This is a genomic window from Streptomyces sp. NBC_01166 (genome assembly GCF_045039765.1).
Classification (GTDB): Bacteria; Actinomycetota; Actinomycetes; order Streptomycetales; family Streptomycetaceae; genus Streptomyces.
On the sequence record NZ_CP108613.1, the window covers coordinates 1,369,293 to 1,383,425 of the forward strand.

At 70.8% G+C, this 14,133-nt stretch carries 14 protein-coding genes; 4 read left to right on the plus strand and 10 right to left on the minus strand.

The genetic code is table 11. From position 1 onward, the window contains the following. Nucleotides 1-121: 121 nt before the first annotated feature. Together OG379_RS06300 and OG379_RS06305 are read right to left on the minus strand one after the other, a co-directional pair. Entirely contained in the window at nt 122-1,234 is a 1,113-nt protein-coding gene (locus OG379_RS06300; RefSeq protein WP_405660195.1) for an acetate/propionate family kinase, read from the minus strand. A 229-nt stretch (nt 1,235-1,463) separates the two neighbouring features. Next, complete coding sequence (locus tag OG379_RS06305) at nt 1,464-1,760, minus strand: hypothetical protein (protein ID WP_405660198.1); 297 nt, start codon at nt 1,758-1,760, stop codon at nt 1,464-1,466. On the opposite strand from OG379_RS06305, the gene OG379_RS06310 reads away from it, so the two are divergent. Beyond that, entirely contained in the window at nt 1,738-2,763 is a 1,026-nt protein-coding gene (locus OG379_RS06310) for a hydroxyacid dehydrogenase (protein ID WP_405660200.1), read from the plus strand. The two genes, OG379_RS06305 and OG379_RS06310, sit on opposite strands and share 23 nt — an antisense overlap. A 58-nt stretch (nt 2,764-2,821) precedes the next feature. Here OG379_RS06310 and OG379_RS06315 read toward each other — a convergent pair whose 3' ends face one another. Continuing rightward, nucleotides 2,822-3,871: a zinc-binding dehydrogenase gene (locus tag OG379_RS06315; RefSeq protein WP_393765531.1), complete on the minus strand. Its 1,050-nt coding sequence runs from the start codon at nt 3,869-3,871 to the stop codon at nt 2,822-2,824. A 74-nt stretch (nt 3,872-3,945) separates the two neighbouring features. Here OG379_RS06315 and OG379_RS06320 point away from each other — a divergent pair, with 74 nt between their 5' ends. After that, on the plus strand, nt 3,946-4,521 hold the full coding sequence (locus tag OG379_RS06320; protein WP_405660202.1) for a TetR/AcrR family transcriptional regulator: 576 nt from the start codon (nt 3,946-3,948) through the stop codon (nt 4,519-4,521). 24 nt (nt 4,522-4,545) lie between these two features. Here the strand turns inward: OG379_RS06320 and OG379_RS06325 are convergent, their stop codons facing one another. Next, the gene (locus tag OG379_RS06325; RefSeq protein ID WP_405660204.1) at nt 4,546-5,433 is read right to left on the minus strand and encodes a LysR family transcriptional regulator; all 888 of its coding nucleotides are present in this window, start codon (nt 5,431-5,433) and stop codon (nt 4,546-4,548) included. 307 nt (nt 5,434-5,740) lie between these two features. Here OG379_RS06325 and OG379_RS06330 point away from each other — a divergent pair, with 307 nt between their 5' ends. Then, the gene (locus OG379_RS06330) at nt 5,741-6,583 is read left to right on the plus strand and encodes an alpha/beta fold hydrolase (RefSeq protein WP_405660206.1); all 843 of its coding nucleotides are present in this window, start codon (nt 5,741-5,743) and stop codon (nt 6,581-6,583) included. A gap of 249 nt (nt 6,584-6,832) precedes the next feature. Here the strand turns inward: OG379_RS06330 and OG379_RS06335 are convergent, their stop codons facing one another. Next, entirely contained in the window at nt 6,833-7,348 is a 516-nt protein-coding gene (locus OG379_RS06335) for a shikimate kinase (RefSeq protein WP_405660209.1), read from the minus strand. A 370-nt stretch (nt 7,349-7,718) separates the two neighbouring features. Between OG379_RS06335 and OG379_RS06340 the strand changes: the two genes are divergently transcribed. Continuing rightward, nucleotides 7,719-8,132 (plus strand): hypothetical protein, encoded by a 414-nt coding sequence (locus tag OG379_RS06340; RefSeq protein WP_393765541.1) that lies wholly within the window; start codon nt 7,719-7,721, stop codon nt 8,130-8,132. A gap of 84 nt (nt 8,133-8,216) precedes the next feature. Here the strand turns inward: OG379_RS06340 and OG379_RS06345 are convergent, their stop codons facing one another. The 5 genes from OG379_RS06345 to OG379_RS06365 all read right to left on the minus strand — a co-directional run bounded on the left by OG379_RS06345 (nt 8,217) and on the right by OG379_RS06365 (nt 14,133). Next, the gene (locus OG379_RS06345) at nt 8,217-9,281 is read right to left on the minus strand and encodes a GDSL-type esterase/lipase family protein (protein ID WP_405660212.1); all 1,065 of its coding nucleotides are present in this window, start codon (nt 9,279-9,281) and stop codon (nt 8,217-8,219) included. Continuing rightward, nucleotides 9,278-10,717, minus strand: a complete 1,440-nt coding sequence (locus OG379_RS06350; RefSeq protein WP_405660215.1) for an MFS transporter — start codon at nt 10,715-10,717, stop codon at nt 9,278-9,280. Before OG379_RS06350 ends, OG379_RS06345 begins: the two co-directional genes overlap by 4 nt. A gap of 232 nt (nt 10,718-10,949) precedes the next feature. Continuing rightward, a complete protein-coding gene (locus OG379_RS06355; RefSeq protein ID WP_405660217.1) occupies nt 10,950-11,795 on the minus strand; it encodes a class I SAM-dependent methyltransferase in 846 nt (281 codons plus the stop codon). A 111-nt stretch (nt 11,796-11,906) separates the two neighbouring features. After that, nucleotides 11,907-13,142, minus strand: coding sequence for a serine hydrolase domain-containing protein (locus OG379_RS06360; protein ID WP_393765550.1), 1,236 nt, complete (start codon nt 13,140-13,142; stop codon nt 11,907-11,909). 136 nt (nt 13,143-13,278) lie between these two features. Further along, nucleotides 13,279-14,133, minus strand: coding sequence for a class I SAM-dependent methyltransferase (locus OG379_RS06365; RefSeq protein ID WP_405660219.1), 855 nt, complete (start codon nt 14,131-14,133; stop codon nt 13,279-13,281).

Below are 14,133 nucleotides of genomic sequence, written 5' to 3' on the forward strand. Positions count from 1 at the left end.
CGCGGACCAGGGCACAGATGAGCTGCGACCGGCGTCATGCCTGGTCCCCAGGCTCCCCCGAGGCCCGATCGAACCTCGCAGGCGTCAGATCCTGCCGGCGTGTCGGTGGCGTCGGCCCACCTCAGCGGTGAGCCAGGAGAGCCCGGGTCTCGACGTCGATCTGCTGAGCCTCTCCGGTGGGAACGACCACGACGGGAACTCGCGCGCCGGGCTCGCTGATGATTTCGGGACGTTCGGCGACCAGCGGTCGCAGACCGCCCGTGAGGCCGAACACAGACAGCCCGGCGCACACCTCCTCACGCACCTCGGGCTGGTCCTCGCCGATCTCGCCGGTGAAAACCAGAGCGTCAAGACGGCTCAGGGATGCGGCCATCTCGGCGATGCCGCGGCGGCACTGGTGGGTGAAGACGTCAAGGGCGAGTGCTGCACGCTCGTCGCCTGCCGCCCGGCTGCCTACCAGGTCGCGCGTGTCGTCCGAAGTGCCGGAGAGGGCAAGCAGACCGGACCTGTGGTTCAGAGCGTCCTCGATCTCGTCCGCAGACAGATTCTTCCGTGTCAGCAGCCAGGTCAGGGCGCCAGGGTCGACGCTGCCGCTGCGCCGGGTCATCACCAATCCCTCCAGGGGCGTAAAGCCCATCGTCGTGTCGACACTGCGCCCGTCGCGCACCGCGCAGGCGGAGCAGCCACCGCCGAGGTGCACGATCACCAGGTGCAGTTGCTCGGGACGGCGGCCGAGAAGTTCACCGGTTCGGGCCAGCGCCCAGGCGTAGGACAGACCGTGGAAACCGTAGCGGCGCAGTCCGTACGCTTCGCGCCAGCTGGAAGGAACCGCGTACTCCCGTGCGGCGGCCGGTAGGCCGGCGTGGAATACGGTGTCGAAGCAGGCGACGTGCGGAACTCCGGGCAGCAGATCCCGAGCCGCGTCCAGAACGGTCAGTGCTTGCGGAACGTGCAATGGCGCGAGGTCTGCCACCCGGTCCAGGCGGGCGCGCACATCGTCGTCGAGCAGGGTGTGGCTGCGCAGCTCCGATCCGCCGTGGACGATGCGGTGACCCACAGCTGCGGGAGCCGGCCCTTCCTTCAGCATCTGCCGCAGCGATCCCGATGCCCCCTCGCCGGGGGGAGAGTCGCTGTGGTGTTCGTTGAGGACCTGACCCCCGTCCCCGAAGACCGTCAGACGCAGGCTCGATGACCCCGCGTCAGTCACCAGTACCGGGCTGGTTCGTGTTCGCACGCACCGATCCTCTCCCTCGTTCCGCCACATACTTCGAAAGAGACTTCGTGACTTTCGTGACGGGCTTCCACGCCCCGGCACTGCGTACCCGATCCGACCGCGCAGGAAACGGAACAGTCCACCGGGCGAGCCCGGCAGACCAGCGCATTCCGCGTACCGATCGACGCGCGCTCAGACCTCAGGCTGTAGGCGCGGCTACCCAGGGACCCGGACCAGGACGGCGCGGGGCTCAGAAGCGGTCGCCGTACCGGTTGACCGCGCCGGGCGCCGTGACCGCGGCCCGTACGGATTCGGAGGTGGCCTGCGGCGGCCGTGCCGTCCCCACGTGTTCCGCCGCCCGCCGGGCGGCCGGGAGCAAGCAGCGGATGTTCGCCGACAGGCCCTGGCGGCGCAGGAGTTCGGGGTGCGCCGAGACACCTTCCCCGAGCGGGCCGAGGAGATCGCCCCGCTGGCCTCGGCCTACCCTTGGCCGACCGATGACGCCTTCGTTGCGGAGCACCTCGATGCCTGGCTCACCCGAAATCACCGACCGCTCCTCCCGGGTGGTCGTCGCCGTACCGCCGCACCTGCGCGCCCAGTTCTTCACCGCCGAGGTGTGGCGGGAGCTGGAACGCTCCGCGCGGCTCACGGTCATCGACGAGCACACCGACCGGGCGGCGGTGGCGGCCGCCCTGCCCGGCGCCCGTGCGCTGATCCTCTCGTGGCGGGCGCCCAAGGTGGATGCCGAGCTTCTGTCCCACGCCGACCGGCTGGAGCTGGTGGCGCACACCGGCTCGGCGGTCGCCCCCTATGTCACCGAGGAGGTGTTCCGGCGGGGCAGCCTCGTCACCCAGGCCGGTGACGAGATGGCCCGCCCGGTCGCCGAGGTGGCTCTCGCCTTTACTCTCTCGCTGCTCCATCGCGTCCAGCGCTTCGACCACTCCCTGCGCGGCGGCCTGGACTGGGCGGCGGCGAGCGAGGCACCGCCGCGCCACGAGATCCACGGCAGCGACATCGGGGTGATCGGCGCCTCCCGCACCGGCCGGGCCTACATCCGGATGGCCCGGGCGATGGGAGCGCGGGTACGTGTCACCGACCCGTACCTCTCCGGCGCGGACGCCCGGGAGCTCGGCGTGGAATCCGTTCCGCTGGAGACGCTGCTCACGGGGAGCCGGATCGTGGCCGTGCACGCCCCGGTCACCGAGGAGACCCACCGGATGCTCGGCGCCGAGCAGCTGGCACTGATGCCTGACGGGGCGGGTCTGGTGAACACCGCCCGCGCGTGGCTGGTCGACCAGGACGCCCTCCTCGCCGAACTGGCCACCGGCCGGCTGGACGCGGCGCTCGATGTCTTCGACGCCGAGCCGCTGCCCGTCGGCCACCCCTTCCGCTCCCTGCCGAACGTGCTGCTCACCCCGCACCAGGGGGCCGGCAGCGTCGAGTGCAGGCAGCGGCTCGGCACCAGCGCCGTCAACGAGGTGCTGCGCCTGCTCGCGGGGCGTCCGCCGGTCCATGCCGTCACCGCCGAAGCCCTTGTCCGGCTGCGCTGAGCGTCGTATCCGTACGCGTCCCTGACAGGAGACCGGCCCTTCACGCGGCCGGCGGCCGTCAGGGGCGAATGACGATCTTTCCCACGTGTTCCCTGCGGGCGAGCTGTTCCTGCGCCCGGGCGGCCTGGTCCAGCGGGAACGTCGCGGCGACCACGGGCTGGATCGCGGCCTGGCGGGCGAGCTCCATGAGCAGGCCGAAGTGCGTGGGTGTGTGCATCGCGGAGCCGATCAGCTGCGCGTTGTGCAGGTAGAGGCGGCGCACGTCGAAGGCCACGTCGAACCCGCCGAGCGCGCCGGCTACGACCCATCGGCCACCTTCGCGCAACAGCGGCAGGCACTCGCTCACCAGATCCCCGGCGACCACGTCGAGTGCGACGTCGATGCCTTCCGGGGCGACGGCGCGGATCTGCCCGGCGACGTCGTGCGCACGGTCGATGACATCGTGCGCGCCCGCCTCCCGCACCGCGTCGATCTTGGATCCGCTGCTGATGGCGAGCACCCGCGCACCGCGCGCACGGGCGATCTGGATGAGCGCGAGGCCGACACCGCCGGACGCTCCGGAGACCAGGACGGTCTCCCCCTCCCGCAGCCGTCCCCGCTCGATCATGCCCAGCGCCGTGCCGTAGGCGGTCGGCAGTGTCGCAAGCTGGTCGTCGGTGAGCGGGGATTCCGTCACGTCGTGCACCTGCGCGGCCGGCGCGGTCACGTACTCTGCGTAGCCACCGTCACGTTCGCTCCCCATCAGGCCCACCGGGTTCGCGTCCGGGCCCTCGGTGTCGTAGATCGCCGGGTCGACGACCACACGGCGGCCGACCAGGCCTCCGTCCACGTCGGCGCCGACCGCCACGACCCGGCCTGCCACGTCGGCGCCCTGGATGCGCGGGAAGGCGATCGGGCCGCGCCAGCCCGACAGCGCCTTCGGGTCTCCCGGGCGGCCGTAGGCGCCCTCCCGGGTCCACAGGTCGGTGTTGTTCAGCGCTACGGCGCTCACCCGGACCAGCACCTCTCCCGCCTGCGGGGAAGGCACGGCCACCTCTGTCAGCTCGAGAACCTCCGGCCCTCCGTGCTCCGCGATCCGCACCGCTCGCATGGTCTCCGAGACACCCATCGTTCGAACCTCCTCATCGGTATACTGATCTGTATACCCTGCCCACCGTACACCGATCAGTGAAGAGGCGCCCGATGCCGGAAGCACAGTCCATGACACCGGCAGGCCGCCGCATCGTGGCGGCCGCCGAGGAGCTGTTCTACAACCGCGGGATCACGGCGGTCGGCGTGGATCTGATCGCTGAGCACTCAGGCGTGACCAAGCGGACCCTCTACAACCGGTTCGGTTCGAAGGACCACCTCGTGGCGGCCTACCTCGCGGAGCGTGACCGGCGCTGGCGGTCACTCGTCCGCGAGGCCGTCGACGCCTCCGACGGCCCCCTCGAGGCCGTCACCGCGCCCTTCGAAGCGCTGCGGGTCTGGAGCGGGACCAACACCCGCGGATGCGCGTTCATCAACGCGCTGGCCGAGCTCCCGGACCCCTCGCATCCCGCGCACCGCATCGCCGCGGACCAGAAGCTCTGGCTGCTGGACCTGTTCGGCGAGCTGGCCACCGCGGCGGGCTGCCCGGAACCCGGCGTTCTCGCCACCCGGCTCCTCGTACTCCATGAGGGCGCTCTCGCCACGCAGCCGCTCCCGCTCGAAACTCTTTCGGCGAGCATCGACCTGGCACGAGCCCTGGTCCGGTCCGGTGCGCCCGGGAGGCGCTGACCGAGGATCCCGGTCGTCGGTGGGTCAGGTGGGACCGTCGTCGGAGGAGAGTCCGCTGATCGCCTCCGCGACCTCCCGTACGACCGCGCGGGTGTCGGATTCCGTCGCCAGCCAGGTAGTCATGGTCAGCGGCATGTCGACGAGCGCCCCCCAACACCATGCCGGCAGCTGGGCCGCCGCGGTGTGGGCGGCCACCAGCACCGCGTCGGAGCCGGTCGCACAGGCGTGCGCGAGGGCGTGTTCGGTGAATCGGGAGAAGTGCCAGTGAGGCCGGATGCCGGCGGCCTGCGCGGCCGCGATGAGCCCGTGCTGCTGGGCCGGGACCTGGTCCTGGGAGTGCAGGAGGACCCGCAGGCCGTCGAGGTCGGTCAGCCGGTACGTCCCCTCGGCTGCCAGGGGATGATCCGGTCGGACGGCGATTCCGAGCGGGTCCCGCCGCACTCTCCGCACCGCATGCCCTTCGGGCGGAGGCTGGTGCACGAGGCAGATGTCCAGCCGTCCTTGTCCGAACAGCCGGAGCTGTTCGAAGCTGCTGGCTTCGACGTAGTCCGGTTCCGCACGGGGGACCCGGGCACGGACGGCGTCGACGATGTCGATCAGCCAGGAGCCTTCGGTTCCCGGTGGGACGCCGACCGTGACCGCCTGGCGGACGGGCTTCGCACCGGTCACCGTCTCCCGGGTCGCCTCGGCCATCGCGAGCAACTGGTGGGCATGCGGCAGCAGGGCCTGGCCGGCCGGGGTGAGCTCGACGCCTCGCGAGGTCCGCTGCAGCAATTGCCGCCCGAGCTCCCGCTCCAGATGAATGATCTGGCGGCTGAGGGAGGGCTGGGAGAGCAGCAGGCGCTGTGCCGCACGGTTCAGCGATCCCTCTTCGGCGGCGACCACGAAGTATCGCAGGTGACGCAGTTCCATCCAGCCCCCCGAACACCTCTCGGTAATGCCTCGTGAGCATATCCGGTCTGCCGCAAAGGACTTGGACGGCGAAGGGGGCAGCAGTCTCTAATGGAGCGATCCGGCCACGGACCGTGCGACACAGGCGGGTCCGGGGCGCCAGGCGATTCCGTCGGCTTCTGGATCCGGTGCCGGGCCTGGTGATCCCTTCCGTGACCCGGTCGGGATATGAGGAGCGAATGGCGGTCTCCGCTGCAGAGGGAGCGGGCCGGCCTGATCCCGAGCCCCGACGACCCACCATTCTGCGTACGAGGCGGGAGCATACGTGATGCCGTTCACCGATCTGCCCGACGTGAGGCTGTTCCACATCGACCGTCGGCCCTCGGCCGGCGTCCCGCGCACCGGCGCCCTCGGCATCCCGACCGTGCTGATCCACGGCATGTGGGGCAGCGTCGACACCTGGACCCACCAACTGCCCCGTCTACGTACCCGTTGCCGCACGCACGCCGTCGACCTGCGCGGGCACGGCCGCACCGGGCCGGCCGTCGGCGGGTACTCGACGGACCGTCATGCCGCGGACGTCGAAGCCTTCGTCGAACGGCTCGCGCTCGGCCCGGTGGTCCTGATCGGACATTCGATGGGCGCATCCGTGGCAGCCGTACTGGCGGCCCGCCGGCCCGACCTGGTGCACGCGCAGGTGTCGATCGACCCGGACTACGCCGGCACCGACGACAGCCGGGCGCGCCTGCGGGCGCTGGCCGACGAACTCGACGGTCCCTCGGCCGGGGCCGCCGCGTCGAGGATCGTCTCCGCCCTGGCCCAAGGACCCGACACGCCCGCGCACCTCGTCGAACAGCACCGGCTGGCCGCCATGCGGCTGCCGCCGGAGACCCGGGCACGCATCTTCCGGCACAACGCCTTCCACCCGGGCAGTATCCGGTTCCGGCCCGAAGCCGACGCTCTGCTCCGCCGGCGGCCTCAGCCGGTGCTGGCCCTGCACCGCGACACAGCCCGGATGCGCGCCGACGAACAGTCCTTCACCCACCCGGACAGCAAGGCCGTCGCCGTCCGGGGCGCCGGGCACTTCTTCCACCAGGAGATTCCCGCGTACGTGAACTCCGAGATCGACCGCTGGCTGGCCACACTGCCCCCGCCGGCTTCCTGGACTTGACGCAGGGCACGTCACCGACAGTCCGCGCCGCCTTCCGGCAGGAAGCGATGGCACCGGTCCCGGAAGCACACCCACACCCCCCGGCCATGAGCGCGGCGAGGGCGTGCGGTGGTTGTCGCCGGCAGGCGCGTCTGCGTCTCGCGCGACACCCGTCCCGGAGTCGTGGGCGTCCGCGGAGACGGAGTACGGGCCGGATCCGGCGTCCGGGGACACATGGGCGGCCCCGGACGCCGCTTCACGTCCGGCTCGTCATGCGTCGCGCAACCCGAGGGCGTCGAGGACCGCTTCGGCGACCTCGTCGGAACTGCGGGCGTCGGTGGCCACCACGACCCGGGCCACCTCGGCGTACAGGGGGCGGCGGGCCTCCATCAGCTCGCGCCAGCGCCGACGCGGGCTGTCGCCCAGCAGCGGCCGGGGAGTGTCCAGGCCGGTGCGCCGCATGGCCTCGGCATGCTCCACCGTGAGGTGGACGACGGGGTGACGGAGCAACAGGGCACGGGTCGAAGCGTCCAGGACGGCGCCGCCACCGAGCGCGAGCACCCCGCCGTGCCCGGTGACCGCGTCCCGCACCGCCCGCTTCTCCAGGTCACGGAAGTACGGTTCACCCTCCTCGGTGAAAATATCTCTGACCGACCGGCCGTGGGCGGCCACGATGTCCTCGTCGGTGTCCCGGAATCCGCAGCGGAGTCTCCCGGCCAGCAGCCTGCCGACCGTGGACTTCCCCACGCCCATGGGACCGACCAGGACGACGCGCGGCCCGTTCACCGGACCCACGGAGGCTCGGTGACCGCCGCGCGTTCAGCCAAGATCGTCATGACGCCCCTTCTGAATTCCGGTCGGCCGGAATTGTTCATCGACATGTCTCCCGCGCATCCGGCCGACCGGAGGAACTCAAGTCTCAACCGCGCCAATGCCTTTCGGCTTCGGTCTGTCGACCAGTCTGCCACTGGTCTCAGGACCAGGTCCACGTGCGGAATTCCGGCGTGCATCACAGATGGCCCCGAATTGCCTCTCCGGCCGGCCGGTGTGGGTTAACATTTTTGCCAGTCGCCGCTTCATGCCCGCGATTTCCGCTCTGGAACACCTTTCTCGAACTCAGCGCGTCTCCCTGTCGACCGCGCACGAAAGGCTCACCATGACCGCATTTTCTTCCTCCGATTCCGCCCATGTCGTGAAGGAGGCCCGTGCCGCCCTCGACGCCTTTCTCGACGGGCTCAACAGCCATGATCTGGAGAAGTGGACCAGCACTCTTCATTTCCCCCAGATCCGTATCCATGAAGGGGCTGTGACGCTCTGGCAGAATCCCGAGGAGTACATAAGGAGTTCGCAGGCGGAACTCGAGGCGCTGCTCGCGTCCGGCTGGCACCACAGCGCCTGGGCCGAGGTCGAGTTCCCCCAGGTCTCCGCCGATCAGGTGCACGCCCAGGTGCGGTTCAGCCGGCACGACGCCGAGGGACGTCCGCTCGGCGTCTTCGACTCGGTCTACGTCGTGACGCGGCAGGGTGAGCGGTGGGGCGTGCTCGCCCGGATCGGTTACGAGGCCGCCTGAGCACAAGGAGACCCGCGGTGGCGGGCGGGCCGGGGGATGTACCCGTCCGCCACCGCGGGTTGTTCGTGGCGCCTCCGGCCTGCGTCAGGGACCGACCGGCGACAGGGTCTCGCGCAACGCGGAACCGATCCTGGCGGCCAGGACGTGCTCGCCGGCCGCCGTCGGATGCAGGCCGTCGGCGAAGACCTCGGCAGCCTCGGAGACCGGGACGACGGTGAGTCCGTCCACGGTGCGGAGGTTCTTGTCACCCAGCCCTTCGAGCACCCGCACCGCCTCCTCGGTGTACGCGCGCACCTGCTCCAGCGTCAACCCGACGTTGTTCGCGGCCCGTTCGCGCTCCGGCGACGACAGAGGGGTGATCACCGCTATCGGCACGTCGGGGTGCCCGTCCCGGATGGTCTCGATGAAACCGCAGACCGCGGGGGCCCAGCTGCGCACCGAGAACGTGTCCCGCGTGTAGACGTTGATCCCCAGTTCCAGCGAGATCAGGTCGGCGGGCAGGTTCCTGATCGTCCGCGCGACCACGGGATCGAGGTGCGCCTCACCGGCGAAGCCGAGGTTGTGCAGCCGCCAGCCCTGCTCCGCCGCGACGAGCGCGGTCCAGGTCTCCGACGGCCCCGAGGCGAACATGCTGTGCGTGAGGGAGCTCCCGTACGTGACCCAGCGCGGGCCGGTGCGCTCCGCGGGCAGCACCGTGCTCTGCCCGCGGAAGCCGATCTCTCCGACGAGCGCGCGGCCCAGGTTCGGCAGCCACACCTCCACGTCCCGGAGCACGCCGCCAGCGGACGGGGCGGCGCCCGGGGCCAGCGGGACGGCGATCTCCCGCTCGCCGGAGACCTCGACGCGCCGTTCCAGTGCTCCGTCGACCCGGATGTCCACCGGTGCGCTGCCCGCTTCCACGATCAGCCGCAGGACCAGCTCCTCCGCGTCCGTGCGGACACCGCACCGGATGCCGGCGGGCATCGCCGCGAGGCGCGCGAAGTTGGGAGACAGCGTGGTGGCGAGCCGCTCCCCGGGAATCCGCCGGGGCAGCCAGGCCCCCTGGGACCATTCCGCCTGCGCGACCCCGTCCCAGGAGAGCCTGGGATCGTCGGGCGACAGCCACTCGGTGGCGCCCTCCCCCGCCCCGGACCCCGCGGGCCCGCTCATGCGCGCCCGCCCTCGAGTCCGGCTTTCGGCTGCGACTGCACGGCCTCACCGGCACTCGGCTCCTTTTCGGAGCCCCCGGACGGGCCGGAGGCTCCGAGCCCCACGGCCGAGGCGGCAGCGCCCACGAGCGAGAAGATGCCGACCGCGAGGAAGGCGTGGTGGTACGTGCTCACCTCGTCCGCCGACCCCGCGGCCAGGACGGCCGCACCGACGGCGACGCCGAGGCCGCCACCCAGCTGCACGGCCGACTGGATCAGCGAAGCCGCAAGGCCCTGCTTGTCGTCGGCGACCCCGCCGACGCCCGCGATGTTGAAGCCCAGGAAACTCGTGCCGTTGCCCAGGCCGTGGATGATCAGCGCCGGCAGCAGCACGGTGACGTAGGAGGAGTTCTCGTCCGCGCGCAGGAAGAGGAGGATTCCCAGGCCCTGGAGCAGCAGGCCGACCACGGCCGGGATGCGCAGACCGACCTTCCCGATGAGACGGGGGGCGATGTTCACCGCGACCAGGATGGAGACGGCCATCGGCACGATCGCCATACCGGCCTTCAGGGCGCTGTAGCCGAGCGTGTTCTGCAGGTAGAGCAGGGCGATGAACTGCCAGCCGATGGTGGCGCAGGCCCAGGCGATACCCACGATGTTGGCGGTGGAGAGGGTGCGTGAGCGGAAGATCGAGAGGTCGACCAGGGGGTCCGTACGCCGGCTCTGGATCACGACGAAGACGACGAGCAGCACCACGGACGCCACCAGGCCGCCCACGGTGGCCGCGGAGCCCCAACCCACCTCGGGGGCCCGGGTCAGCGCGAAGACGAGCAGCAGGACACCACCGGTGGCGGTGACGGCGCCGGAGACGTCGAAGCTGGGGCGCCGTCCGGTCCGCTCCCCGTCGGGAGCGATCACACCGCGCACCGACAGCAGGACGACGGCCGCCACGACGAACGGCACGAAGAAGGTGAGGCGCCAGCTCAGCGAGGTGAGGAGTCCGGAGAAGACCAGGCCCGCCGCGTAGCCGCTGGCGCCGGTGAGGCCGAACATGCCCATCGCCCGGTTACGCTCCGGACCCTCGGGGAACGTCGTCGTGATGATCGACAGCGCGGCGGGCGCGATGAACGCCGCGGCGATGCCCTTGACGACGCGCGTGATGATCAGCAGCCACCCGTCCGTGACCAGACCGCCGGCGAGACTCACGACGGCGAACACCGCCGTGGCCCAGAAGAAGATCCGGCGCCGTCCGAACAGGTCGGCCGCCCGGCCGCCCAGGAGCAGGAACCCGCCGTAGGCGACGGCGTATCCCGAGATGACCCATTGCAACTGCTCGGCGCTGAGCCCCATGTCGTCCTGCATCTCGGGGAGGGCGACCCCCATCAGCGAGACATCCATGGAGTCCAGGAAGAGCTGCGCGCACAACACCAGGAGTACGAGGTTCTTGCGCGCACTCATCCCCGGCGACGCCGCTAATGCTTCCGACTGCCGATCCGACATCTTCCCCGCCATTTCGTCTTGCAGACATCAATCTGCACGCCAACTATTGGCCATAAACGTAGCAGCGCAATCATCTTCAGTCAAACGATATGCGCGCCGCCTTTCGACCTCCGTCGAGAAAGAACGAGGGCCGGCGTCGCGTCGGGGCTGCGCGCCCCGGCACGACGCCGGCCACCGGTCGGTGCCGCGTTCAGCTCTCCTTCTTCCGCCCCCATGCCGTGAACACCGCGAGGGAGAGGTCATGGAAGCCCGGGTCGGTCAACTCCCGGTAGGCGGCCTCGAAATCCTCGTCCGTCGCCAGGCCCTCGGCGACCACGGCCTCCCGCGTCTGCTCCAGCGTCAGCCGCCACCACTCGGCCTCGTCGTCACCGCCCGTTATCCGCTGGAAGCGAGCGTCGTAGCCGATGTCGTCGAGCCCCTTGTCGCGCAGGGGCACCGGAAGGCTGCGCGCCCACTCCGTGTCCGTGCCCACGGCGCTCTCCAGGTGACTGCGGAAGGCCCGCATCACCTTGCGGTACGCCGGGTGCGGGGAGTCCTTGATGGGGAAGAACGAGGGTTCTTCGAGCAGCAGGACGCCGCCGGGCTTGAGCCATCGGGTGAGCCGGGCCACCGCCTTCTCCGGGTCCGGCAGATGGATGACGACGTAGCGGGTGTGGATGAAGTCGAAGGTTCCCTCGGGGAAGTCCTCCGTGTAGACGTCGTGCCGCAGCACCTGGACCCCCGCCTCGGAGAGTTCGTCGAGGTAGGTGGTGTCGAGGTCGGTGACGGTCACCTCGGCGCCCTCTCCGGCCAGCCAGCGCGCGACCGACCCGCCGCCGCCGCCCACCTCCAGGACGCGGTGTCCCGATGCCAGGCCCTGACGCCGGAAGTGGCCACGGGTGTGCTCGTCCAGGACGGACTCCAGCAACCGCAGCCGTTCCCGTTCGGTGGACACGGCGTGGCTGAACACCCCGTCCCTGTACCGCTCCTCGTTCCACTCCCAGCGTTCCCTGGACGGCCCGTCCGCGGGGGCCGCCGTGCCGGTTGATGCGGTCATCTGCGTTCTCCTTGATCGGTTCGAACTCGGCAGTGCGAGAGCCCGCGCGGGGCGCTCATACGAAAGTCGGCGGAGGGATGGCTCCAGGAGCACACCCGGCGAACCGCCCCCTCAGTCGATGAGGGCCTGGTTGACCAGCTGACGCAGACGGCTGTGCAGCGGATGGACGCTGGACGGCATGAGCTGGGTGAAGAACAGGACGGTCAGCTGCTCCACGGGATCCACCCAGAAGATCGTCCCGGCCGCGCTGTGCCAGGCGTACTCACCCGCAGCGGCCGGCACTCCGGCCGCCGCCGGGTCCTCGACCACGGCGAATCCCAGCCCGAAGCCGACGCCCGCGGTCGGCATCTCCGAGAAGACCGGACGGCCCACCGACTGCAGGTCGCCTCCGCCGGGCAGATGGTTGCGCCGCATGTGGCGCACGGTGCGCGGGCCCAGGATCCGCTCGCCCTCGAAGACGCCCTCCCCGAGCAGCATCTGGGTGAACCGGTGGTAGTCGCCGAGCGTGGTGACCAGCCCGGCACTGCCCGACAGGCAGGCGGGCGGGTGCAGCGCGCCGGCTCCGAGGTGGTCGGCCCTGGCCGCGCGCCCGGTGGCCGGGTCCGCGGTGTAGAAGGCGGCGAGGCGGTCCGCCTTCTCCTGCGGCACGTGGAAGGCGGTGTCGGCCATCCCGAGCGGCCCCAGGACGCGTTCGGCGAAGAACGCGTCGAGGCTCTTGCCGGACGCCACTTCGATCACACGGCCGAGCACATCGCTGGAGACGCCGTAGTTCCAGGCGGTGCCGGGTTCGAAGAGCAGCGGGAAGCCGGCCCACTGCTCGCAGCAGTCGGCCAGGTCCAGCCCGGGCGGCGTGGCCCACTCGAAGCCGGCCGCCGTGTAGATCTCGTCGACCGGGTGGGCCCGGTGGAAGCCGTAGGTGAGGCCCGAGGTGTGGCTGAGGAGGTGCTGGATGCGAATGGGGTTCGCGGCCGCGGTGGTGACCGGGCGCGCCGCGGGGCCCCGCTGGTAGACCCGTACATCCTCGAAGGCGGGGATGTAGCGGCTGACGGGGTCCTGGAGGCCGATCGTGCCGTCCTCGACCAGGGTCATCGCGGCGACGGAGGTGACCGGTTTGGTCATCGACCAGGCGCGGTAGATGGTGTCACCCCCGCTCGGCAGGTCGTTCTCCACATCGCGCCTGCCGTACTCCGCGAGGTGCGCCACCTTGCCCCTGCGCGTCACGGCCACCTGCCAGCCGGGCAGTCGGCCGTCGTCCACGTAGGAGGCCAGATGGCGGTCGATCCTCCGTAAGCGGTCGGCGTCCAGCCCGACCTCCGCCGGGTCGACCTCGATCTTGAGCTCGGGCACCTTGTCTCCTCATGATCTCGCGATACCGTGACCGATGGTTCGATGGTTCGCAACTTATAGAACTATAGAAGAGGCTCACTCGGCGCAACAAGTGCTTCCCGAGGCCGAGTTGGAGCGGATGCGCCTCGGCGCCGCCTCACGAGGAGGACACCGGCACGCTGCCCACCGTCACGGTGTTGCCCTCTCTGATGTATCCCCTCGGGTCGCGCAGGGGGTGGCCGGCGGCGTCCGGGTCGAGGAAGGCCGTCCATGCCGCGTCGGATCCCCCGCTCGCCGCCATGCCGGCCACCCGGGCACAGGCCCGCGTGTAGAAGCGCAGCACGGCCTCGGACATCGGCGCGAAGTGCTCGATCAGCACGGTGTGCTGGCGCACCCCGCTCAGCCCGGCCTCACCCAGCCACCGGTACAGCTCACCGGTGCGAAGCAACTGCCGTGCGTACCCCGGGGTCGCGGCCGCGTCACGGAAGAAGTCCGTGAACCGGAAGGGGTCTCCGGGGCGTACGGCGATGAGGGCCGCGTCGAGGTCCTTGACCGCCACGGTCCCGCCCGGGCGCACCACGCGGCGGAACTCCGCCAGGGCGCGGGGAAGTTCCTCGTCGCTCAGGTACTGCGTGGTGTTGGCACACCAGACGGCGTCGAACGAGTCGTCCGGGTAGGGCAGTTGCAGGATGTCGCCCTGCCGGATGTCCGGCTCCCACGGCGTGTCCGTGGTCCGCATGCGAGCTGCCGCGCGTTCGGTGTTCTCCTCGGCGAGGTCGAGGGCGGAGACCCGCCCCTGGGGGCCGACCGCGTCGGCCAGCCAGGGCAGAAAGGCGCCGGTGCCGCATCCGGCGTCGAGCACCCGCCACCCTGCTCGGATGCCGGCCGCCTCCAACGTCGCACGGTACGCGCCGGCACAGGCGTCGAAGTGGGCGTCGACGATGTCCTCGTGGGTGAAGCCGAGTCCGGTGGAGGTCGTGTAGCCCCATGAGCTGTGGTCCGTCGTGAGCAT

Bases quoted from the DNA above. Each gene is read 5' to 3' on its own strand.
- OG379_RS06330 (WP_405660206.1), top strand. From the start codon at position 5,741: ATGCCGTTCACCGATCTGCCCGACGTGAGGCTGTTCCACATCGACCGT.
- OG379_RS06325 (WP_405660204.1), bottom strand. From the start codon at position 5,433: ATGGAACTGCGTCACCTGCGATACTTCGTGGTCGCCGCCGAAGAGGGA.
- OG379_RS06340 (WP_393765541.1), top strand. From the start codon at position 7,719: ATGACCGCATTTTCTTCCTCCGATTCCGCCCATGTCGTGAAGGAGGCC.
- OG379_RS06345 (WP_405660212.1), bottom strand. From the start codon at position 9,281: ATGAGCGGGCCCGCGGGGTCCGGGGCGGGGGAGGGCGCCACCGAGTGG.
- OG379_RS06310 (WP_405660200.1), top strand. From the start codon at position 1,738: ATGCCTGGCTCACCCGAAATCACCGACCGCTCCTCCCGGGTGGTCGTC.
- OG379_RS06315 (WP_393765531.1), bottom strand. From the start codon at position 3,871: ATGGGTGTCTCGGAGACCATGCGAGCGGTGCGGATCGCGGAGCACGGA.
- OG379_RS06355 (WP_405660217.1), bottom strand. From the start codon at position 11,795: ATGACCGCATCAACCGGCACGGCGGCCCCCGCGGACGGGCCGTCCAGG.
- OG379_RS06320 (WP_405660202.1), top strand. From the start codon at position 3,946: ATGCCGGAAGCACAGTCCATGACACCGGCAGGCCGCCGCATCGTGGCG.
- OG379_RS06365 (WP_405660219.1), bottom strand. From the start codon at position 14,133: ATGCTCACGACGGACCACAGCTCATGGGGCTACACGACCTCCACCGGA.
- OG379_RS06350 (WP_405660215.1), bottom strand. From the start codon at position 10,717: ATGAGTGCGCGCAAGAACCTCGTACTCCTGGTGTTGTGCGCGCAGCTC.